This is a genomic window from Salinarimonas ramus, from assembly GCF_014645695.1.
GTDB classification, from domain to species: Bacteria; Pseudomonadota; Alphaproteobacteria; order Rhizobiales; family Beijerinckiaceae; genus Salinarimonas; species Salinarimonas ramus.
The window spans coordinates 223,147-244,957 of record NZ_BMMF01000005.1 but is presented as its reverse complement, the minus strand read 5'-3'; the positions used below and the strand labels follow the sequence as shown (position 1 = coordinate 244,957).

General features: G+C 72.3%; 21 protein-coding genes. 4 read left to right on the top strand and 17 right to left on the bottom strand.

What is annotated here, in order from left to right; translation table 11 throughout:
- Positions 1-3: 3 nt before the first annotated feature.
- The 5 genes from IEX89_RS10130 to IEX89_RS10110 form a co-directional block, all read right to left on the bottom strand.
- Complete coding sequence (locus tag IEX89_RS10130) at positions 4-429, bottom strand: OsmC family protein (protein WP_188912372.1); 426 nt, start codon at positions 427-429, stop codon at positions 4-6.
- Positions 430-510: 81 nt separating this feature from the next.
- Positions 511-2,499, bottom strand: a complete 1,989-nt coding sequence (gene mutL / locus IEX89_RS10125; RefSeq protein ID WP_188912370.1) for a DNA mismatch repair endonuclease MutL — start codon at positions 2,497-2,499, stop codon at positions 511-513.
- Between the two features lie 103 nt (positions 2,500-2,602).
- Entirely contained in the window at positions 2,603-3,745 is a 1,143-nt protein-coding gene (locus IEX89_RS10120) for an iron-containing alcohol dehydrogenase (protein WP_188912368.1), read from the bottom strand.
- Positions 3,746-3,955: 210 nt separating this feature from the next.
- Entirely contained in the window at positions 3,956-4,912 is a 957-nt protein-coding gene (gene tal / locus IEX89_RS10115; RefSeq protein WP_188912366.1) for a transaldolase, read from the bottom strand.
- A gap of 105 nt (positions 4,913-5,017) precedes the next feature.
- Positions 5,018-5,743, bottom strand: coding sequence for a LysM peptidoglycan-binding domain-containing protein (locus tag IEX89_RS10110; protein WP_188912364.1), 726 nt, complete (start codon positions 5,741-5,743; stop codon positions 5,018-5,020).
- Between IEX89_RS10110 and IEX89_RS10105 the strand changes: the two genes are divergently transcribed.
- Complete coding sequence (locus IEX89_RS10105) at positions 5,742-6,827, top strand: NAD(P)/FAD-dependent oxidoreductase (protein ID WP_188912362.1); 1,086 nt, start codon at positions 5,742-5,744, stop codon at positions 6,825-6,827. The two genes, IEX89_RS10110 and IEX89_RS10105, sit on opposite strands and share 2 nt — an antisense overlap.
- A 22-nt stretch (positions 6,828-6,849) precedes the next feature.
- On the opposite strand, the gene IEX89_RS10100 is transcribed toward IEX89_RS10105, so the two are convergent.
- The 9 genes from IEX89_RS10100 to IEX89_RS10060 all read right to left on the bottom strand — a co-directional run bounded on the left by IEX89_RS10100 (position 6,850) and on the right by IEX89_RS10060 (position 16,264).
- Positions 6,850-7,251 carry a type II toxin-antitoxin system HicB family antitoxin gene (locus IEX89_RS10100; protein WP_188912360.1) on the bottom strand — a complete coding sequence of 134 codons (402 nt, stop codon included), beginning with the start codon at positions 7,249-7,251 and terminating at the stop codon, positions 6,850-6,852.
- Positions 7,252-7,355: 104 nt separating this feature from the next.
- The gene (locus tag IEX89_RS10095; protein WP_188912358.1) at positions 7,356-7,928 is read right to left on the bottom strand and encodes an SRPBCC family protein; all 573 of its coding nucleotides are present in this window, start codon (positions 7,926-7,928) and stop codon (positions 7,356-7,358) included.
- Between the two features lie 40 nt (positions 7,929-7,968).
- The gene (locus IEX89_RS10090; protein WP_188912356.1) at positions 7,969-8,787 is read right to left on the bottom strand and encodes an XdhC family protein; all 819 of its coding nucleotides are present in this window, start codon (positions 8,785-8,787) and stop codon (positions 7,969-7,971) included.
- Between the two features lie 38 nt (positions 8,788-8,825).
- Positions 8,826-10,013: a vWA domain-containing protein gene (locus IEX89_RS10085; RefSeq protein WP_188912751.1), complete on the bottom strand. Its 1,188-nt coding sequence runs from the start codon at positions 10,011-10,013 to the stop codon at positions 8,826-8,828.
- Positions 10,014-10,030: 17 nt separating this feature from the next.
- A complete protein-coding gene (locus IEX89_RS10080; protein WP_244645257.1) occupies positions 10,031-10,906 on the bottom strand; it encodes an AAA family ATPase in 876 nt (291 codons plus the stop codon).
- A 100-nt stretch (positions 10,907-11,006) separates the two neighbouring features.
- Positions 11,007-13,421 (bottom strand): aerobic carbon-monoxide dehydrogenase large subunit, encoded by a 2,415-nt coding sequence (locus tag IEX89_RS10075; protein WP_188912354.1) that lies wholly within the window; start codon positions 13,419-13,421, stop codon positions 11,007-11,009.
- A complete protein-coding gene (locus IEX89_RS10070) occupies positions 13,418-13,918 on the bottom strand; it encodes a (2Fe-2S)-binding protein (protein ID WP_188912352.1) in 501 nt (166 codons plus the stop codon). Before IEX89_RS10070 ends, IEX89_RS10075 begins: the two co-directional genes overlap by 4 nt.
- 11 nt (positions 13,919-13,929) lie before the next feature.
- Positions 13,930-14,796, bottom strand: a complete 867-nt coding sequence (locus tag IEX89_RS10065) for an FAD binding domain-containing protein (protein WP_188912350.1) — start codon at positions 14,794-14,796, stop codon at positions 13,930-13,932.
- A 163-nt stretch (positions 14,797-14,959) separates the two neighbouring features.
- Positions 14,960-16,264, bottom strand: coding sequence for an MHYT domain-containing protein (locus IEX89_RS10060; protein WP_188912349.1), 1,305 nt, complete (start codon positions 16,262-16,264; stop codon positions 14,960-14,962).
- Positions 16,265-16,438: 174 nt separating this feature from the next.
- On the opposite strand from IEX89_RS10060, the gene IEX89_RS10055 reads away from it, so the two are divergent.
- Positions 16,439-17,029 (top strand): hypothetical protein, encoded by a 591-nt coding sequence (locus tag IEX89_RS10055; protein WP_188912347.1) that lies wholly within the window; start codon positions 16,439-16,441, stop codon positions 17,027-17,029.
- A gap of 12 nt (positions 17,030-17,041) precedes the next feature.
- Here IEX89_RS10055 and IEX89_RS10050 read toward each other — a convergent pair whose 3' ends face one another.
- A complete protein-coding gene (locus tag IEX89_RS10050; RefSeq protein WP_188912346.1) occupies positions 17,042-18,142 on the bottom strand; it encodes a DUF2125 domain-containing protein in 1,101 nt (366 codons plus the stop codon).
- Between the two features lie 193 nt (positions 18,143-18,335).
- Here IEX89_RS10050 and IEX89_RS10045 point away from each other — a divergent pair, with 193 nt between their 5' ends.
- Together IEX89_RS10045 and zapE are read left to right on the top strand one after the other, a co-directional pair.
- Complete coding sequence (locus IEX89_RS10045) at positions 18,336-18,935, top strand: gamma-glutamylcyclotransferase (RefSeq protein WP_188912344.1); 600 nt, start codon at positions 18,336-18,338, stop codon at positions 18,933-18,935.
- A gap of 115 nt (positions 18,936-19,050) precedes the next feature.
- Positions 19,051-20,244, top strand: a complete 1,194-nt coding sequence (gene zapE, locus IEX89_RS10040; protein ID WP_244645255.1) for a cell division protein ZapE — start codon at positions 19,051-19,053, stop codon at positions 20,242-20,244.
- Positions 20,245-20,278: 34 nt separating this feature from the next.
- On the opposite strand, the gene cysK is transcribed toward zapE, so the two are convergent.
- Together cysK and IEX89_RS10030 are read right to left on the bottom strand one after the other, a co-directional pair.
- Positions 20,279-21,259: a cysteine synthase A gene (gene cysK / locus IEX89_RS10035; protein ID WP_188912341.1), complete on the bottom strand. Its 981-nt coding sequence runs from the start codon at positions 21,257-21,259 to the stop codon at positions 20,279-20,281.
- 76 nt (positions 21,260-21,335) lie between these two features.
- On the bottom strand, positions 21,336-21,791 hold the full coding sequence (locus IEX89_RS10030; RefSeq protein WP_188912339.1) for an RrF2 family transcriptional regulator: 456 nt from the start codon (positions 21,789-21,791) through the stop codon (positions 21,336-21,338).
- Between the last annotated feature and the right edge of the window lie 20 nt (positions 21,792-21,811).

Below are 21,811 nucleotides of genomic sequence, written 5' to 3'. Positions count from 1 at the left end.
CCCTCAGGCGAGGCGCGCGTCGAGCGTGACGGAGATCGCGCCGAGCGCCTTGGAGACGGGGCAGTTCTCCTTGGCCTTGGTGGCGAGCGACTGGAAGGTCGCCTCCTCGATGCCGGGCACTGTGGCGACGAGGGTCAGCGCCGAGCCGGTGATGCCGGTCCCGGGGATCAGCTCCACCGCCGCGCTCGCCTCCAGGCGCTCCGCCGGCGTGCCGTTCTCGGCGAGGAAGTGGGAGAGCTGCATGGCGAAGCAGCCCGCATGCGCCGCCGCGATCAGCTCCTCGGGATTGGTGCCGGAGCGGCCGCTCTCGTCCTCGAAGCGGGTCTTGAAGGAATAGGCCTGTCCGGCGAGGACGCCGCTCTGCGTGTCGAGCGTGCCGGTCCCGTCCTTCAGGGCGCCGCTCCAGACGGCCTTTGCGGTGCGCTTCATGATGTGCGTCTCCTCGGTGGTTCTCGTGTCGGCCCCCGAGGAGCGAGATAGTCACGAGATGGGCTGGCGCCAGGGGCCCGCTCACCTACGCCCGAACAGCTTCTCGATGTCGGCGAGCTTCAGGGAGACGAAGGTCGGGCGACCGTGATTGCACTGGCCCGACAAAGGCGTCGCCTCCATCTCGCGCAGGAGCGCGTCCATCTCCTCGGGCTTGAGCCGGCGCCCGGAGCGGATCGAGCCGTGGCAGGCCATGCGCGAGAGGAGCGCGTCGCGCCGCCGCGCCAGGAGGTCGGCGCCGGCGAGGCCGTCGCTCTCGGCGAGCGCGTCCGCGAGATCGCGCACGAGCGCGCGCACGTCCGGGCGCCCGAGCGCCGCAGGCGTCTCGCGCACGCATACCGCGCCTTGGCCGAAGCCTTCGAGGACGAGGCCCAGCGTCTCGAGCGCGTCGGCGGCGTCGGCGAGCCGGGCGGCGTCGTCGGGGTCGAGCTCGACGATCTCGGGGACGAGCAGCATCTGGCGGGCGACGCCGGCACCGCCGGTCTCGCCCGCGCGCTCGCGCTTGAGCCGCTCGTAGACGAGCCGCTCGTGGGCGGCGTGCATGTCGACGAGCACGATGCCGTCGCGGGTCTGGGCGAGGATGTAGGTCTCGTGCAGCTGCGCACGTGCCGCGCCCAGCGGATGGTCCTCGAAGCCGGCGGCATGCTCCGGCGCATCGTCCGGCCGCGCCGCGGCGCGGGCGTCCGCGGAGGGCGCGAAGCCGAAACCGGTCTGCGGCGGCTGGTACCGGGCCTGCGGCAGATCGAAACCGGCCTGCGGCGCTTCGCCGAACCCCGATTGCGACGTCGCGTCGGGCGCCTGCCAGCTCTCGCTCCAGTGCCCGTGGAGCGGCTGCGGGCGGACGGGGGCGTGGCGCGAATACGCGCTCGCGCCCGAATGCGTGCGCAGGGCGGCGAGGGCGTCGGTGCCCAGCGTCGTCGAGGCGCGGTGCCCCGCGCGCGCCAGGGCCTCGCGGATCGCCGAGACGACGAGGGCGCGCACGAGCCCGGGATCGCGGAAGCGCACCTCCGTCTTCGCGGGATGGACGTTCACGTCGACCATGCGCGGGTCGCAATCGATGAAGAGCGCGAGCGCGGGATGGCGATCGGACGCCATGACGTCGGCATAGGCGCCGCGGACCGCACCCAGCAGGAGCTTGTCGCGCACCGGCCGGCCGTTGACGACGAAATGGATCTGCGCGCCCGTGCCGCGATGGAAAGTCGGCAGGCCCACGAGCCCGGCGAGCGCGAAGCCCTCGCGCGCGGCGTCGACGCCCACCGCGTTCTCGGCGAAGTCCCGCCCGATCACCCGCGAGAGCCGGCGCGCGAGCCCCTCCTCGCCGGGCGGCTCCGGCGGGCAGGTCAGCGCACCGACGCCGTCGCCCTCGAGCGAGAAGCGGATCTGCGGATGCGCGACCGCGAGACGCTTCACCACCTCGGAGACGGCGAGCGCCTCGGCGCGATCGGATTTCAGGAACTTCAGCCGCGCCGGCGTCGCGTGGAAGAGATCCGCGACCTCGACACGCGTGCCCGGGCGCGCCGCCGCCGGCGCGATCTCGCCCCTGCGGCCGGCATCGACGAGGAGGGAGAGCCCGCTCTCGGCGTCGCGGGTGCGGGTGGTGATGGTGAGCCGGCTCACCGCGCCGATCGACGGCAGCGCCTCGCCGCGAAAGCCCAAGGTCCCGATCCGGGAGAGATCCCCGTCGGGTAGCTTCGAGGTGGCGTGACGCTCCACCGCCAGCGCCAGATCGTCCGCATCCATGCCGCGCCCGTCGTCGGTGACGCGGATCAGGCGACGCCCGCCGCCCTCGATCTCCACCGAGATCGCCCGCGCGCCGGCGTCGATGGCGTTCTCGACGAGCTCCTTCACCGCCGCGGCGGGACGCTCCACCACCTCGCCGGCGGCGATGCGGTCGACGAGCACGGGGTCGAGCCGGCGCACGGCGAGAGGCGCAGCCGCGTGCGCCTCGGCGCCGGGGGGCGGGGCGTCGCTGCCGGTCTCGTCGTCGAACAGGCGGGGATCGGCCAGAGGCATGTGCTGATTCGGCTCCCAGGCGCAGTCTAGGGCGCGGGACGGCGTGCGGGGAAGGGGTCGGCCGAGCCGGGTCCCCAGGAAGCGGATCCTCGAGAAGCGCGTCTCACCACGCCGCCTCGTAGATCGCCAGCGTGTCGGCGAGGGTCACCTCGCGGGGATTGTTCACGAGGAGGCGGGTCTGCTTCATCGCGTCCTCGGCGAGACGCGGCAGCGCGTCCTCCGGCACGCCGACGTCGCGCAGCCGCCGGGCGAGGCCGATCTCGGCGCACAGGGCTTCCAGCCGCGCGATCAGCGCCTCGGCGTCCTTCGGGCAGCCGGGGAAGACGTCGGGAGCGAGCGTCGCATACGCCTCGCGCGCCGCGGGCAGGTTGAAGCGCATCACCTGCGTCAGCACGAGGGCGTTCGAGAGACCGTGGGGGATGCCGAAATGCCCGCCCAGCGGATAGGCGAGCGCGTGCACGGCGGCGACGGGGGAATTGGCGAAGGCCTGGCCTGCGAGCATCGAGCCCATCAGCATGGCGCCGCGCGCCTCCCGGTCCGACCCGTCGCGGCAGGCGGCCACGATCGCCCCGCCGAGCATCCGCAGCGCCTCGCGGGCGAGCGCCTTCGAGACCGGGTTGGCGTTGGGGCTCGCCGAGGTGAAGGCCTCGATGGCGTGGACCATGGCGTCGACCCCCGTCGCGGCGGTGACGGGGGCGGGCAGGCCCAGCGTCAGGTCGGGATCGAGGATCGCGACGTCCGGCAGGAGAAGCGGCGAGACGACGCCCATCTTGGTGTGCGCGCCGGTGGTGACGATGGAGATCGGCGTCACCTCCGAGCCCGTCCCCGCCGTCGTCGGCACGAGGACGAGGGGGAGGCGCGGCCCCTCGGCGTTGCCGACGCCGTAGGCCCTGGCGAGCGCCTCGCCCGAGCCGGCGAGGAGAGCGGCCACCTTTGCGACGTCGAGGGAGGAGCCCCCGCCGAGCCCGACGACTCCGCTCGCGGAATGCGCCCGCACGGCCGCCGCCGCCGCCTCGACGACGCTCTCGGGCGGGTCCGCGACCACGCCCGTGTAGAGCGCGACGCTCGTGCCGGCCGCCTCCAGCGCCGCGATGGCGGGCGCGACGAGCCCGGCTTCGACGAGGCCGGCATCGGTGACGAGAAGCACGCGCGGACCGAGCCGCCCCGCCGCGAGCTCGCCGAGCCGCCCGATCGCGCCGGCGCCGAAGACGATGGAGGGGGTCGTGGCGAAGGTGAAGGGTGTCATCGCAGGGCGCTCCTCGTCGCCGGAGCGTGCCCGCCGGGCGCCGCATCCGTCAACCATCTCCCCGGTCCGGCCCTCCCCTGCGCCACCTCCCCGCAGGGGAGGACGACGGCCCGAGGGCCGGAGGGTGGGGAAGGGGCGGGCCGGCCTGCAGGACGATCGTAACGGCCCCACCGCCCGCTTCGCGGACTCCTTCCCTCCGGGGAGCTAGCCTCAGCCCAGCCGCTCGGCGACGAGCGCCTTCAGCGAGCGCAGGTCCGCGACGAAGCCGCGGATGCCCTCGGCCAGCTTCTCGGTGGCCATGGCGTCCTCGTTCAACGCGAAGCGAAAGGCCTTCTCGTCGAGGGTCATGCGCGCGGGCGCCTCGCCGGCGGTCTCGGGGGAGAGGCGACGCGGCAGCGGGCCCTCGTCGGCGGCGAGCGCTTCCAGCAGCGCGGGCGAGATGGTGAGCCGGTCGCAGCCCGCCAGAGCCTCGATCTCGCCGGCATTGCGGAAGGAGGCGCCCATCACCACCGTGTCGATGCCGTGCGCCTTGTAATAGGCGTAGATGCGCCGCACCGAGAGCACGCCCGGATCGGTCTCGGCCTCGTAGGGCCCGCCGCCGGCTTTCACGTGCCAGTCGAGGATGCGCCCGACGAAGGGCGAGATCAGGAAGGCGCCGGCATCGGCGCAGGCCGCCGCCTGGACGAGCGAGAACAGGAGCGTGAGATTGCAGTCGATCCCCTCGCGCTGGAGGATCTCCGCGGCGCGGATGCCCTCCCAGGTGGAGGCGAGCTTGATGAGGATCTTCTCGCGGGGCACGCCGCGCGAGGCGTAGTCGGCGACGAGCGCGCGCGCCTTCTCCACGGAGGCCTGCGTGTCGAAGGAGAGATCGGCGTCGACCTCGGTGGAGACGCGGCCCGGCACGATGCCGGCGAGCTCGGTGCCGAAGGACACCGCGAGCCGGTCGCACACGGCGCTCACCACCGCGTCGCGCGCACCACCTTGCCCGCGGCCCCAGGCCAGCGCCTCCTCGACGAGATGGGCGTAGGCCTCGTCCTTCACCGCCTTGAACAGGAGCGTCGGGTTCGTGGTGCAGTCCTGCGGCGCGAGGCGGCGCACCGCCTCGATGTCGCCGGTGTCGGCGACGACGACGGTCATGTCGCGCAGCTGCGCGAGCTTGGAAGCCATGGGCGTGTGCTCCGGTTCGATGCGGCGTCTCGCGCGCCGCTGCTGATCATGCGCGCTTCTAGCGCTGGAGGCCGCCATTCCGCAACGCGACAGCGGACGAAACGGTCACGGCCGCACCGCGGGGGCGGTCCAGGGCTCCGCCCGCAGGATCGGCCCGCCGATCGGTGCCTCGACGACGACGTGGACGGGGCTCGGGCCGATCGCCCAATCGGGCAGGACGAGGACCTCCGAGAGGACGCCCGTCGCGTCGACCTGCGCGCGGTGGAAGTAGAGCGCCGCTGCGGGCCCCGGGCCCGCGCCGACGAGGACGCTCGCGCCGGGAGGCAGGCCGCGGGCGAAGACGCGCACCCGCGGATCGAGCGGGTTGCCGGCGGGCAGGATCCGCACCGGCGCCACGCCCGACCCGCTCGCCCCGGGCACGGGCGCCGCCTGCGTCGGTGACGGGGCCGCGCTCCCGCCGGGAATGGCGATGGTGGTGCCCAGCGGCAAGATGTTCGGGTCGCTGATCTGCGGGTTCGCCTCGAGCAGCGCCTGCGGCGTGATCCCGCAGCGTTGCGCGACGTTGGTGAGCGTGTCGCCGATCGCAACGACCCGCTCGGCCGCGCAGGCGGCCTCCTGCGCGATCGCGCGGGGTGCTGCCTGCGTGGCGAGAGCTACGAGCAGAGCCGACAGGACGGCGAGGGCGATAGCGCGCGGCATGCCCGGCAACGGCACCGGCGGCGCGGCCGTTCCGTCGGCCGCCGACGCATCGTCCTCGAACATGCTGGCACAGGCGATCTCGGCATCCCCGCGCTTGCGCGAACGGTTCGGCTGCGCTTTCAGTCGCAGCATGGACATCCTCGTCATCGGTGCCGGCATCGTCGGCCTCGCCACCGCCCGCTCCCTCGCTCGCCGCGGCCACTCGGTCGTCGTCGCCGAACGCACGACCGGGATCGGCTCGGGCATCTCCTCGCGCAACAGCGAGGTCGTCCATGCAGGGCTGTACTACCCGGCGGGTTCGCTGAAGGCGCGACATTGCGTCGCCGGCCGTCGGATGCTGTACGCCTATTGCGCCGAGCGTGGCGTGCCCGCCCGCAAGCTCGGCAAGCTGATCGTGGCGACGAGCGAGGCCGAGATCGCCAAGGTCGAGGCCATCGCCGCGCAGGGTGCGGCGAACGACGTGGAGAACCTCGCGCTGATCTCCGGTGCGCAGGCGCGCGCCATGGAGCCCGCCCTCGCCTGCACGGCGGCGCTCCTGTCGCCGGAGACCGGCATCGTCGACAGCCATGCGCTGATGCTGGCGCTCCAGGGCGAGATCGAGGATCACGGCGGCGCATTGGCGCTGCTCACGCCCATCGAGCGCCTCGCCGTCCGCGCGGGCGCCTGGGAGGTCCACGTCGCCGGCGAGAGGCTCGCCTTCGACGCCGTGGTCAACGCCGCCTCGCTGGGCGCGCAGACGATCGCGGCGGCGACCGAGGGCTTCCCGGAGGCGGCGATCCCGCGCCTCCGTCTCGCCAAGGGCAGCTACTTCGCCTGCACCGGGCGCCCGGCCTTCTCCCGGCTGATCTATCCCGCCCCGGTGGACGGCGGGCTCGGCGTCCACCTCACCCTCGATCTCGGTGGGCGCATGCGCTTCGGGCCGGACGTGGAATGGATCGAGCACGAGGAGTACGACGTCGACCCGCGCCGGGCCGACGCCTTCTACGCCGCGATCCGCCGCTACTGGCCGGGCCTGCCCGACGGCGCGCTCACCGCCGATTATAGCGGCATCCGCCCGAAGCTCTCGGGCCCCGGCGAGCCGGCGGCGGATTTCGTGATCGCGGGGGAGGCCGAGCACGGCCTGCCCCGCCACGTCGCCCTCTTCGGCATCGAGAGCCCGGGGCTGACCTCGGCGCTCTCGCTCGGCGAGGCCGTGGCGGAGGTGCTGGAGCGCTGAGGCGGGTCAGCCGAGCCCGTCGTCAGCCGAGCCCGTCGGCGATGGCCCGCTCGGCCGCCCGCAGCAGGAAGCCCGAGCGCGACAGGCCCTGCGCCTCCGCGTAGCGGTCGACGCGCTCCAGCGCGTCCTCGGGAAAGGTGACGTTGATGCGCACGGCGCGCGTCGGCCGCGCCGGCACCTCGACGAGGATCGCCACCCCGTCGCGGTTCTGCGCATCGCTCATCACGGCGTCGAGGGACGAGGCTTCGGGTGCGGGCAGCCCGTCCTCGTCGAGACCGTCGAGATGCAGCGCGAGCGCCTCCTGGGCCATCGCCCGCGCCTCGTCGAGCGTCCGGCCCGCGGTGACGCAGCCGGGCAGGTCCGGAAAGGACACCCCGTAATCGCTGTCGCCGTCCTTGTGGATGAGGCCGATATACCCGCGCATGACGATCATCTCCGCTCGAGTCCGGACTGCCGCTCGATGCTCTCGAGCATCCCGGTCGGGAGGTCGTGCTCCGGGACCGACCGGGATGCCTCCGCAGGGCGCGATCACTCCGCCGCCGGGGCCTCCTTGTCCTTCTTGCCGAACATTCCGGAGAACCAGCCCTTCTTCGGCGCGTCCTCGCCGCTCGTGCCGGAGATCGTCTCGCCCTCCTGCTCGGGCGGGGGAGGCGCGACGACCTCGCCGAACTTCGTGAAGAACTCGCCGGCGAGCTTCTTGGCGGTGGCGTCGATGAGGCGCCCGCCGAGCTGGGCGATCTTGCCGCCGACCTGGGCCTTCACGTCGTAATGGAGGATCGTCTCCTCGGCGCCGTCCTCGCCCTGCGCCGCCTCGAGGTCGACCTTGGCCGAGCCCTTGGCGTGTCCCGCGGCGCCGCCGGCGCCTTCGCCGGAGATGACGTAGCCGTTGGGCGGATCGAGGTCGGAAAGCGTCACCTTGCCGTTGAAGGTCGCCTTCACCGGGCCGATCTTGAGCGTGACCTTCGCCGTCATCTCGGTGTCGGAGACCTTCTCGATGGTCTCGCAGCCGGGAATGCACTGCTTGAGCACCTCGGGATCGTTGAGGCCGGCCCAGACGACTTCCCGGGGCGCGGCGATGCGCTGGCTGTCCTTCATGTCCATGGCGTCTTCCTTCCTCGTTCTTCGGGTGTTTCTTCGATTCTCACGCCGCGCGTTGGCCGCGCCGGCGCAGGACGGTGATCTCGGCGAGGATCGACATCGCTATCTCTTCGGGCGTAATCGCCCCGATGTCGAGCCCCGCGGGGGCGTGCAGGCGCTCGAAGGCGGCTTGCGGCAGTCCCGCGCGGATCATCTCCTCGCGCAGAGCCGCCGCCTTCAGCCGCGAGCCCACGAAGGCGACGTAGCCCGCATCGCTCTCGAGCGCGGCGCGCAGCGCGGTCGCGTCGCCCGCGCCCTGGGTCGCGACGACGACGAAGCGCGTCTGCGCCGCCTCGCGGTCGACGGCATATCCCGCGACCCGCCGATCGGGCGCGGCGAAGGCGTCGAGATCGGCCTCGGGGGCGTGCACCACCGTCTCGTAGCCCATGCGCCGGCCGAGATCGCACAAGGCCTTCGCCACCGGCGTCGCCCCGCAGATCACGAGCTGGGCGCGCGGCAGCACCGCCTCGACGAAGACGTCCATCGTGCCCTTCGACGGGCAGCGATTGGCGGCGAAGCGTACGCCGTCGCGCTCGTCGCCGGGCGCGATGCCGAGATCGGCGAGGAGCTCCTCGGGCTGCACCGAGACGAGCCGCGCCTCGCCGTCGGCGATGACCTGGCGCGCCGTGCGCAGCACCGCGCCGCGGGCGCAGCCGCCGCCGATCCAGCCGCCGGTGATCGTGCCGTCGGCGCGGATGATCGCCTTGGCGCCGGCCTTCGCGGCGGTGAGCGAGACCGTGCGCACCACGGTCGCGACGGCGAAGGGCTCCGCCTTCGCCCGCATGGCGGCGACGAGGGAGAGGACGTCCTGGGGATCGGTCATCGGCATCGTCTCCGGCGGTGGGGTGATCACGGGCGCGTTCACAGGCGGGCGAGCTCCGGCTCGAGAGCCGCGAGGCTCGCGAGATCGTGGGCGGGGGCGAAGAGATCGACATGCGGCAGCGCCGCGCGCATGCCGCGGGCGGCGGGGGCGTAGTCGCGCCAGCCCAGCATCGGGTTGAGCCAGATCACGCGCCGCGCGCGCCGCCGCAGCCGCGCCATCTCGCGGGCGAGCACCTCGGGCTCGCCGGTGTCGTAGCCGTCCGACACGATCATCACCGCCGTGCGCGAGGTGAGCGTGCGCGAGGCGTAGGCGCGGTTGAAGGTCTCGAGCGCCGCCCCGATCCGGGTGCCGCCGCCGAAGCCCTGGGCGAGGAGCGCGAAGCGCTCGGCGGCGCGCACGGGGTCGCGCTCGCGCAGCGCCTGCGAGACCTGGATGAGCCGCGTGTGGAAGACGAAGGCGTCGGCGCGGGCGAAGCCGGCCAGCACGCCGTGCATGAAGCGCACGAAGGTCGCGGAATAGACGCTCATGGAGCCCGACGCGTCGAGCAGGATCACGAGCTTGAGCGGCTTGGCGCGCGGGCGCCGGCGCACGAGGTCGATCGGCTCGCCCCCGTGCTCCACGGCCCGGGCGAGGGTGCGGCGCAGGTCGATGCGCCGGCCGCGCCGGGCGATGCGTTCGCGCCGCACGAGCCGCGTGCGCATGCGCCTCGCGAGCCGCTCGGCCAGCGCGTGCGCCGCCTCGATCTCGGCCGGATCGGTGAGGTGGCGGAAATCGGTGTGGGCGAGGCTCTCGACCCGCGAGCCGCCGGCGCGGCGGCTGCCCGCCTCGTCCCCGCTCTCCGCCGCGTGGTCCTCCGCCTCGTCGGTCCGCGTGACGCGATCGGGCACGCCCTCGATCGCGGGCTTCGCCTGCGGCCCCGGCCAGGAGCGGATGTCGAGCCCGCCCGTGCGCGAGGCGCCGGACGTGGTCACGCGCATGCCGGTGCGGCGCGCGCGCCAATAGGCGGCGTAGATCTCCGGGAAGCGTTCCCAATCGGACGGGCGCGAGGCGAAGAGCGTGCGCAGTGACGGCATCAGCGCGGCGGGGCGCGCGAGATCGGCCTCGGCGAGGATCGCCAGCGCGTCGCGGCTCTCGGCGAGGCCGACGGGAAAGCCGTTCATCCTCAAGCTGCGCACGAAGCCGGCGAGCCGCCCGCGGATCGCTGCGGGGACGTCGATCTCGGGCATGGCGGCGGGAGCGGGCCTCACGCGCTCGCCTCCACGAGGCGCGCGATCACCTGGGGCGCGAGGCGCGCGCGGTCCTCGCGCGTCTTGAGGAGCGCGATCAGCGCGTCGCGCACCGCGTCGGGATCCTCGCGCAGGTCGGCGAGGCCGACCAGGCTCGCCGCGAAGTCGAGGCTCTCGGCGACGCCCGGGACCTTGGCGAGGTCCTCCTTCCGCAGCTTGGCGAGAAAGCGGGCGATCTGGGTGGCGAGCGCCGTATCGATCGCGGGAAGCCGCGCGAGCAGGATGCGCGCCTCGCGGTCGGGCGCGGGATAGTCGACGTAATGGTAGAGGCAGCGCCGCCTGAGCGCGTCCGAGAGCTCGCGGGTGGCGTTCGAGGTGAGGATCACGTGCGGCACGCTCGTCGCCGTGATCGTGCCGAGCTCGGGGATGGTCACCTGGAAATCGGAGAGGAGCTCGAGCAGGAAGGCCTCGAACTCCTCGTCCGCCCGGTCGATCTCGTCGATGAGGAGCACGGGCGCCGTCTCCTGGCGGATGGCGGCGAGCAGCGGGCGCTCCAGCAGGTAGGCTTCAGAGAAGATCTCCGCCTCCACCACCTTCGCGTCGTGCCCCTCCCGCGCCTTGATGGCGAGGAGCTGGCGCTGGTAGTTCCATTCGTAGAGCGCGGCGGCGCGGTCGAGCCCCTCCCAGCATTGCAGCCGGATCAGGCGCGTACCGTGGATCTCGGCGAGCGCCTTGGCGATCTCCGTCTTGCCGACGCCCGCCTCGCCCTCGAGCAGGAGCGGGCGCCCGAGCCGCTGCATCAGCGCCAGCGCGGTCGCGAGGTCGCGATCGGGCACGTAGCCGGTCGCGGCGAGACGCTCCGCGATGGCCTCGCGGTCGAGGGGGGCGGTCACGGATTACTCTCCTCGAAACGGTGGTTGGCCGGCGCGCCGTTTGCTCTCCTTCCACTACAGGGAAGGAAAGACGACGCGCCTCGCTTCACCGACCTCCGCGTCACGCGCCCAGCGCGCGGGCGGCCTTCCAGATGCGCCAATGGTCGTGGGGCATCTGGATGTGCGTGCTCCCCAAGAACGCGAAGGCGTCGTTCACCGCGTTGGAGAAGCACGGCACGCCGCCCACGTGCGGGCTCTCGCCGACGCCCTTGGCGCCGATCGGGTGGTGCGGCGAGGGGGTGACGGTGTGGTCCGTCTCCCAGACCGGCGTCTCCACCGCGGTGGGCAGGAAGAAGTCCATGAAGGACGCGCCCATCACGTTGCCCTGCTCGTCGTACCGGATCTCCTGGCCCATCGCGACCGCGAAGGCCTCGGTGAGGCCGCCGTGCACCTGGCCCTCGATGATCATCGGGTTGATGCGCGTGCCGCAATCGTCGAGCGCGTAGAAGCGCCGGACCTTGTACACGCCGGTGTCGACGTCGATGTCCATCACGCAGAGATAGGCGCCGAACGGGTAGGTCATGTTCGGCGGGTCGTAGTAGGACACCGCCTCGAGGCCCGGCTCCATGTTCGGCGGGGGCTGGTTGTAGGCCGCCCAGACGATCTCCTTCATGGACTTGCGCTTCTCGGGCAGGCCCTTCACGCGAAAGCCGTCGATGTCGAACTCGACGTCGTCGTGGTGCACCTCGAGCATGTGCGCCGCGATCATCTGCGCCTTCGCCTTGATCTTGCGCGCGGCGACCGCCGTAGCGGCGCCGGCGACGGGCGTCGAGCGCGAGCCGTAGGTGCCCAGGCCGTAGGGGGCGGTGTCGGTGTTGCCCTCCTCGATCATGATGTCGTCGGCGGGGATGCCGAGCTCGGTGGCGATGATCTGGGCGTAGGTCGTCTCGTGGCCCTGGCCCTGGCTCTTCGTGCCCATCCGCGCGATCACGCCGCCGGTGGGATGGATGCGGATCTCGGCGGAATCGAACATGCCGATGCCGAGGATGTCGCAATTGCGCGTCGGGCCGGCGCCGACGATCTCGGTGAAGAACGAGATGCCGATGCCCATGATCTCGCGGGTCTCGCCGCGGCGGAAGGCGTCGCGCTTCGCCGTCTGCTCGGCGCGCAGCGCATCGTAGCCCACCGTGTCCAGCGCCTTCCTCATGGCGGTGTGGTAGTCGCCCGAATCGTATTCCCAGCCCAGCGCCGACTGGTAGGGGAATTGCTCCGCCTTGATGAAGTTCTTCATCCGCAGCTCGGCGGAATCCATGCCGAGCTTCTGCGCCAGGATCTCGATGGCACGCTCGATGGCGTAGACCGCCTCGGTGACGCGGAAGGAGCAGCGATAGGCGACGCCGCCGGGCGCCTTGTTGGTGTACACGCCGTCGACCGCGAGATGCGCCACCGGGATGTCGTAGGAGCCGGTGCAGATGTTCATGAAGCCCGCCGGCCACTTGGACGGGTCGGCGCAGGCGTCGAAGGCGCCGTGATCGGCCAGCACGTGGACGCGCATGGCGGTTATCTTGCCGTCCTTCGTCGCCGCGAGCTCTGTGGTCATGTGGTAGTCGCGGGCGAAGGAGGTGGTGGAGAGGTTCTCCATCCGGTCCTCGACCCACTTCACCGGCACGCCGAGCACGATCGAGGCCACGACCGAGCAGATGTAGCCCGGATAGGCGCCGACCTTGTTGCCGAAGCCGCCGCCGATGTCGGGGGCGATGACGTGCACCTTGTGCTCGGGGATGCCCGCGAGCATCGACGCCACCGTGCGGATGACGTGGGGGGCCTGGAACGTGCCCCACAGCGTCAGCTCCCCGCGGATCTTGTCCATCGAGGCCACGCACTGGCAGGTCTCGAGCGGCGAGGGATGCGTGCGGTGGTAGGAGAGCATCTCCTTGATCGTCACGTCCGCGCCCTGGAAGGCCGCGTCCGTGCCGGTCTTGTCGCCGATCTGCCAGTCGAAGATGTGGTTGTAGTGCTTGCGGGGGCCGTGGGCGCCCTCGGTCTTGTCCTTGATGTCCTCGCGCAGGAGCGGCGCGTCCTCGGCCATGGCTTGGAACGGGTCGACGAGGGGCGGGAGCTCCTCGTACTCGACCTCGACGAGCTCCGCCGCGTCGGCGGCGACGTAGCGGTCCTCGGCGATGACGAAGGCCACCTCCTGGCCCTGGAACAGCACCTTCTCGTCGGCGAGCACGGCCTGCACGTCGCCGGCCAGCGTCGGCATGTAGTGCAGGTTGAGCGGCTTGAGGTCGGCGGCCGTCAGCACCGCCTTGACGCCCGGCAGCGCCAGCGCGGCGGAGGCGTCGATCTTCTTGATGCGCGCATGCGCGTAGGTCGAGCGCACGAAGTCGCCGAAGAGCATGCCGGGCAGCTTCAGGTCGTCGACGTACTGGCCGCGCCCTTGCGTGAAGCGCACGTCCTCGACGCGCTTGCGCTTGCAGCCCATGCCCTGGAGCTTGGCTTCGCGCTCCTCGCGGGTGGGGGTCATGTCGTTCATTCGGCGGCCTCCTGGAAGGGCTCGCCCGCGAGCGTCGCGGCGGCGTGCTGAATGGCTTTGACGATGTTCTGGTAGCCCGTGCAGCGGCACAGGTTGCCGGCGATGCCGGCGCGGATCTCGGCTTCCGTCGGGCGCGGGTTCTCCTGGAGCAGGCGATGCGCGCGCACGATCATGCCGGGCGTGCAATAGCCGCACTGGAGCCCGTGCATCTCGCGGAAGCTCTCCTGGAGCGCGTGCAGCGTGCCGTCGGGGGCGGCGACGCCCTCGATCGTCAGGATGTCGGCGCCGTCCGCCTGGACGGCGAACATGGTGCAGGACTTCACCGACATGCCGTCGATGTCGACGGTGCAGGCGCCGCAATGGCCGGTCTCGCAGCCGACATGCGCGCCGGTGAGGTTCAGATCCTCGCGCAGGAAATGGACGAGGAGCGTGCGCGGCTCGACCAGCGCCTCGTGCGCCTTGCCGTTCACGGTGAGCTTCACGTGGACCTTGGACATGGTCTCTCCCCTCAGCCTTGCGCGCGAGACGCGGCGCGGGCGAGCGCCCGGCGCAGCATGATCCCGGCCATGGCGGTGCGGTACTCGGCGGGGCCGCGCCCGTCGGAGGCCGGGTTGGTGATCGCCTCGGCGGCGGCGACGGCGCGGTCGACCACCTCCGGCTCGAGCCGCGAGCCGGCGAGGATGGTCATCGCGTCCTGCGCGAGCAGCGGCGTCTCGGAGACGTTGGTGAGGCCGATGGCGATGGTCTCCACCGTGCTCGCCTTCATGGTCAGCTGCACGGCGGCGGCCGCCGTGGCGTAGTCGCCGACCTTGCGCTTGAGCTTCTCGTAGGCGTATCCGGCGCCCGGCGCGGGCGTGGGGATGCGGATCTCGGTGAGGATCTCGCCGGGCTCGGCCGCGGTGAAGTACGCGCCCTCGTAGAAGCCCCGCGCCTTGACCGAGCGCGTCCCGTTGGGGCCCGCGAGCACGTAGGTGGCGTCGAGCGTCATCATCACGGCGGGCATGTCGTTGCCGGGATCGCCGTTGGCGACGTTGCCGCCGAGCGTGCCGCGATAGCGGATCTGCGGATCGGCGATGACGGCGGACGTCTCCGGGATCAGCGGCACCTTGGCCGCGATGATCGGGTCCGACATCAGCTGATGCTGCGTGGTCATGGCGCCGACGACGATCTCCGGCCCCTCCTCGCGCACGCCCTTCAGGGCGGCGATGCGGGAGAGGTCGACGAGCGCCTCGGGCGCGGCGAGGCGCAGCTTCATCATGGGGATGAGGCTGAAGCCGCCCGCGAGCGCGCGGGCCTCCTCGCCGAGCGAGGCGAGAAGGCCGACGGCCTCCTCGATCGTGCTCGGCCGGTGATAGGCGAAATTGGCGGGTATCACGCCGGTCCTCCTCAGCTGTTCCAACCCTTGCGTGCGGAGCATGCTCCGTCTTTTTCGAAAGGGTCCAGAGAGGAGAGGGGTGGTTCAATGGCTCGTGCACGAAAACCCGAGGCCGCGCACGAAATGCGGGGTCGGCTGCACGAAGTGCGTCAGGGAGCTTGACCTATTCCGCCGCATCCAGCGGTCGCGCGCGGCGGGCCTCCCCCTCCTCGAATCGCCGCCGCAGGCCCGCGAGGCGCGCGCGGGCGACGGGGAGCGTGCCGCAGCCGTCGAGGACGACGACGCCGTTGTCGCCGGCCTTGCGCACGGCGATCACGTGATCGAGGTTGACGATGTGGCTGCGGTGGACCCGCAGGAAGCGCGCCGGATCGAGGGCCGCCTCGGCCTCGCCGATGGACAGCCCGCAGAAATAGTCCTGCGTCTCGTCGCGGACGTAGGTGTAGTGCGCGTTCGCCCGCACGCAGCGGATCGCGGCGACGGGGAGCGCAAGGGCCGCGCCGTTGCGCTCGACCGTGATCGTGGACAGGGGTCGGCGGGCCGGCGCGCCCGCGCCGCCCAGCGGCGTCGCCCGAGAGGCCGGCTCGCGCGCCGCAGGCTCGGAGGTTGGCTCGGGCTGAAGAGAAACGGCAGCCTCGGGAGCAGGGCCGGCAGATGCGGCGACGGGGGCGCTCGCCTCGGAAGCGGCCTCGACGGTGTCGGCCGGCTCGGGTGCTCTCGCCGCCTCCGGGGCGCGCCGGCGGTCGGGAGTGAGCGTCATCAGGAAGGCGCCGGAGACGGCGAAGGCGACGAGGGCGACGGTGAGCGCGAGCCCGTCCGGCGAGAGGCTCGAGGCGAAGCGGCTCGGCGCCGCCGCGGCCTGCGCATGCACGCTCATGCCGGCCATCGCCGTGTAGTGCATGCCCGATACGGCGAGCCCCATGGCGACGGCCGACGCTCCGAGCGTCTGGCGCGGCGCCTCGAAGCACAGCCACAAGGCCGCCATGGAGGCCGCGACCGCGAGCGCGACGGACAGCACGACGGCTCCCGCCGCATGGCTCATGCTCATGGCGCCGGCGAGCGCGCCCATGCCGATGTAGTGCATGGACGCGATGCCGGCCCCCATGCCGAGCCCGCCCGCGCCGATGCGCAGGCTCGCCGGCAGGTCGGTGGCGGCGAGCACCATGGCTGCGCCGATCACCGTGACGCAGACCAGGAAGGAGACGACGGTGGGCACGACGAGATAGTCCACCGGCACGGGCATGGCGGCGGCGAGGATGCCGATGAAGTGCATCGACCAGATGCCCACGGCCAAGGTCGCGGCCGCGCCCCCGATGAACACGCGCCGCCGCACCCCCTCCGCCGCCGCGACCCTCCCTGCGAGCGCGAGCCCGACATACGCCCCCTGCATGGCGACGACGATCGAGAGTACGACCAGCCAGGGGTCGTGCTCCACTTGATGCGAGATCGCCTGCACGTCGAGCCCAGCCATCCGTGTCCTCCCCGCGGCACCGGTGGTGGTGGTTCATCGGGCGCGCAGAGTGCCCATAAATGCGCCGCGGAGCAACGGGCGACGCGCGCGAGGGTCGTCCCGGGCAATGCGACACTGCATCATCGTGGCGGGTGGATCGGGACGTGCGTTTGCGTTATGGCCGAGCTTACAGTCATGTCTCGACATCGCCGGGGCTCCGCCATGCTCGCTCATCCGCGTTTCCATAAAGGGTCCATCGCCCGCGCCGCCGCCGCGTCGGCGCTCCTCCTCCTCGCCACCCTACCTACCACCGCCGCGAAGGCCGCCACCCTCGACGACCTCGCCGAGGCCGAGGCGGCGCTCGTCGCGGTGTGGGAGGAGCTGCCGCTCACCTTCCGCACCGCGACGTTCGTGTCGGAGCGTCCCGTTGGATTCGGCGTCTACGAGGCGCGGGAGACGAGCGTCTTCGCGCCCGGCGAGCGGCTCGTGGTCTATGCCGAGCCGCAGGGCTATCTCTGGGAGGAGACGGGAGACGGGCGCGTCGTCTTCGGCTTCGACGTGGATCTCCTGATCAAGCGGCCGGACGGGGAGATCGTCGGCGGGCGGGAGAACTTCCAGCGGCTCGCGCTCGAGAGCCGCGAGCGCAATCGCGAGTTCATGCTGACGCTGACGCTCACCCTCGACGGCATCCGGCCGGGGGACTACGTGCTCGAATACCGCGCGCGCGACATCGCCTCCGACAAGGCGGGCACCATCGCCCTGCCCTTCACCATCGCCGCCGAATAGGCACGGCGCGCGTCAGAACAGCGGCGGCACGCTCACCCGCGGCACCGGGATCGGGCCCACGAAGACGCGGCCTTCGGCGATGCGCAGAGGCGGGAGCGGGCGCAGCTCCGGGGCCGGCTCGCCGTCGGCGGCCGGGGGCGCGTCCCCGCCGAGCGCGGCGACGATGGCGTCGACCATGAAGTCTCCCCGCCCGCCGAGCGCCGCCTGCACGATGGGGCCGAGGCCTCGGCCCGACGCCTCGATGCGGCCCTCGGGCCGGTCCATGGCGTCGAGCGCCAGCTCACCGGAGAGCTGCAGCGCCGCACTCCCCGTCTCCACGGCGACGACGCCGATCTCCAGCCGCCCGCCGGCGTCGCGCCAGGCGCGGGCGGCGAGCGCGGGATCGTCCCCGCCGCGGGCGAGGGCGCGGGGCGCATGCAGGCGCAGCTGTACCTCGATGTCGGCGGGGCCGCGGGCGGCCTCGGGGAGCGCGACGGCGAGGCCGGGCACCTCCAGCGCCTCGGCGCGCATGACGGCGTCCAGGGCGCCGGTCGCGAGCGTCGTGCCGGGGCTCGGGCGGGCGTAGAGCTCGGCGCGCGCGGCGTTCGCCTCCACCGGCGCCGGCAGGGCCGGCGCGGAGATCGTGGCGCGGGGCGCCTCGACGACGATGGCGAGCTGCTCCGTGCCGCGCCCGAGATTGCGCACGGAGGCCTCCAGCAGCTCCCATTGCGCCGCCACGCGGCCCTCCGGCGTCTCGACGCCGAGCGGGCCCGCGACGTTCACGATCGCATGACGCGGCTGGTAGATCTGCGCCAGCGCCTGCGCCGGGCCGAGATCGAGGGTGAGCCCGTCGGCGGTGGCGAGCGCGAGGCGCCCGCACGAGACCTCGATGCGGAAGGGGAATCCCGCCACGCGCCGATCCGCGCAGGTCCAGGAGCGGCCGAGCGTCTCCTCGACGCCGAGCAGGCCGTCGAGCTCGACGACGACGCGCTCGCGGATGGCGAACCAGGCCGCGCTCCAGCCGATCACGACGAGGGCGAGGAGGACGAAGGGGGCGAAGAGCCAGAAGCGCGAGCCCCGGCGGGTCGCCTTGCGGGCCGGGGCATCCGGCGCGTCGCCGTCGCGTGTCGTCATCCTGTCTCGCTCCTCCGAGCCGGCCGCTGCGCTGCGTCGCCAAGGCCGGCGGGTCCTAGCCGAAAAGCCTCAGGCCGGCAAATGGCGCGCGTGGCATGCGTGGTAAAGGGCGCGCGAGCAATGGCCGCGGCGGGTGGTTGCCTCGCTCCTCCGGGGAGCGTAGGGGTCGCGCGCGGTGCGAGCGGAGAGCGGGATGAGCGCGGACGGGGACGGCGAGACACGAGGCGACGATCTGTGGGTGTTCGGCTACGGCTCGCTGATGTGGCGACCGGGCTTTCCCTTTCACGAGAGCCGTCCCGCGCACGTGCGGGGCTATCATCGGGCGCTGTGCGTCTATTCCCACGTCCATCGCGGCACGCCGGAGCGGCCCGGCCTCGTGCTCGGCCTCGACCGCGGCGGCTCGTGCCGCGGCGTCGCCTTCCGCGTCGGCGCGGCGGACGCGGCGGAGACGATCCGCTACCTGCGCGCCCGCGAGCAGGTGACGTCGGTCTATCTCGAGCGGCGGCTCGACGCGCGGCTTGCCGACGGGCGGATCGTGCGGGCGCTGACCTACGTGGTCGACCGCGCGCATCTGCAATATGCCGGGCGCCTCGACGATGCGCGCACCCTCGAGATCGTCCGCGGCGGCGTCGGCCAGTCCGGCGCGAACCCGGACTACGTGCTCTCCACCGCCGCCCACCTCGTCGAGCTCGGCGTGCACGATCCCCATCTCGCGGCGCTGGCGGCGGCGCTCGCCGCCGACCCGGGCGAAGCGTCCGCCGCGGATGCGCCGCCGCTGGCCGCGTCGCGCTGATGGTCGCAGCCGGCAGGTTCGGCGCGGTCGATGTCCTGGAGCGTCCGGTACGTCAGCCTTCCCCATTGAACCCGCCTCCGTCCGGCGCTAAAGCCCTTCTCCCGTGACGAGACCCGTGCCCTCTCCCGATCCGAAGCGTCCCGTGTCGCGTGCCTACGAGGCGCGCGTCGCGTCGGGCTCGATCGAGCGCGATCCGGCGCAGGTGGGGCTCCTGCGGCGGCTCGATGCGCTCTCGGCGGCGCTCGCCGAGCGGCGGCTCGCGCGAAAAGGGAGCGCGCTCGGCTGGCTGTTCGGGCGCAAGGGCGCGGCGCAGGCTCCCGTGAAGGGGCTCTACGTCTGGGGCTCGGTCGGGCGCGGCAAGACCATGCTGATGGATCTCTTCTTCGAGACCCTGCAGGTGCGCCGCAAGCGCCGGGCGCATTTCCATTCCTTCATGGCCGACGTGCATTCGCGCATCCATGCCTTCCGGCAGGACCTCAAGGCCGGGCGCGTCAAGGGCGACGACCCCATCGCGCCGGTGGCGAAGGCGATCGCGGACGAGAGCTGGGTGCTCTGCTTCGACGAGTTCACCGTCACCGACATCGCCGACGCGATGATCCTGGGGCGGCTGTTCAAGGCGCTTTTCGCGCAGGGCGTGACCGTGATCGCCACCTCGAACGTGGAGCCCGCGCGGCTCTACGAGGGCGGGCTGAACCGGGCGCTGTTCGAGCCCTTCATCGGCATGATCGGCGAGCGGATGGAGATCGTGCGCCTCGACGCGCGCACGGATTTCCGGCTCGAGAAGCTGTCGGGTGCCGAGATCTGGCACGTTCCCGCCGACGAGAGCGGCCGCGCAGCGCTCGATCGCGCCTTCCAGGCGCTGACCGGCAAGACCCGGGGCGAGCGCATCGAGATCGCCGTGAAGGGGCGCTCCGTCGTCGTGCCGCAGGCGGCGGCGGGCGTCGCGCGCTTCTCGTTCGCGGATCTGTGCGAGGCGCCGCTCGGCGCCTCCGACTATCTCGCCGTCGCGCGCGACTTCCACACCGTGATGATCGACGGCGTGCCGGTGATGGACGCGACGAAGCGCAACGAGGCCAAGCGCTTCATCACGTTGATCGACGCGCTCTACGACGAGCGCGTCAAGCTGCTGGCCTGCGCCGCCGCCCAGCCGCAGGAGCTCTACACGGCGACGAGCGGGCGCGAGGCCTTCGAGTTCGACCGCACGGTCTCGCGCATCATGGAGATGCGCTCGCACGAATATCTCGGCTTGCCGAAGGGACGCCCGGACTCGCGGGCGTCCGACGACACGACGGGCCTCGTCGAGACCTGAGCGGCGCGGGCGCCGCTCGGGTCCGCCCCCTCGCTCAGAGCCCCTCGAACAGCGCGCTCGAGATGTAGCGCTCCGCGAACGAGCAGGCGATGGTGACGATGGTCTTGCCCTTCATCTCCGGGCGCGACGCGATCTCGAGGGCCGCCGCCACGTTGGCGCCCGTCGAGATGCCGCCGGGGATGCCCTCCGCGCGCGCGAGCGCGCGGGAGGTGTCGAAGGCGGTCTGGTTGCCCACCGTCACCACCTCGTCGATGAGGCCGCGCTCGAGCACGTCGGGCACGAAGCCCGCGCCGATGCCCTGGATCTTGTGCGGGCCGGGCTGGCCGCCGGAGAGGACGGGGCTGTCCTCGGGCTCCACCGCGATGACCTTCACACCGGGCTTCTTCTCCTTGAGCACCTTGCCGATGCCCGTGATGGAGCCGCCGGTGCCCACCGCCGAGACCAGCACGTCCACCTCGCCGGCCGTGTCGTTCCAGATCTCCTGGGCCGTCGTCACCCGATGGATGTAGGGGTTCGCCGGGTTGGAGAATTGCTGCGGGATCACCGCGCCGGGGATCTCCCGGGCGAGCTCGTTGGCGCGGGCGACGGCGCCCTTCATGCCCTGCGGGCCGGGAGTGAGCTCGAGCTCGGCGCCCAGGAAGGCGAGCATCTTGCGCCGCTCGGTCGACATCGTCTCGGGCATGACGAGGATGAGGCGATAGCCGCGCGCGGCGGCGACGAAGGCGAGCGCGATGCCGGTATTGCCGGAGGTCGGCTCGATCAGCGTCGCGCCGGGCGCGATGCGGCCCTGCGCTTCCAGATCCTCGATCATGGAGACGCCGATGCGGTCCTTCACCGAGGCGATCGGGTTGAAGAACTCGAGCTTGAGAAGCACGTCGGCGTCGATCCCGCGCTCCTGCGGCAGGCGCGCGAGGCGCACGAGCGGCGTGTCGCCGATCGTCTGGGTGATCGAGTCGTAGACCCGGCCGCGCCCGTGGGTGCGCGGCGTCTCGTCGGTGCGGGTGGGCTGTGCCATGGGAAGCCTCCGTTCGGTTCGGCGCCCCTTCTAGCCCAATTCACGCAGCCTGTCGCGGTTCTTTTCAAATCACACGTCAGATGGCGAAATCCAGCGCCCCGTCGGTCCCCGCGTCCGGTCCGGTCATGCTCTCGGCGCGATTGCACAGGTCCTCGATGGTGATGCCGTCGAGCTCGCCCAGGAAGGCCTCGCCCGCGCTCTTGACCACGGGGCCGACGACCTCGTCGACGAGCTGGCTCTCCGGCAGCGGCGGCAGCCCGTCCTCGCCGGTGACGCTCATGGCCGCGCGCACCACGTCGCCGGCGGTGATGCGGCGGCGCTCCTTGGCGAGCTCGTAGCCGCCGCGCGGGCCGCGCACGCCCTTGAGGATGCCCACGCGCACCAGCGCCTGCAGCACCGTCTCCAGATGGCGCGGCGGCAGGTTGTGGCGCTGGGCGAGCACCTTCGCCGCGACGGGCGCCGGCCGGGCGTGGAGCGCGATGTCCACCACGGCGGCGATGGCGAGCAGCGAACGGCGAGACAACAGGATCATGACCGTGATTACCCCCTGGC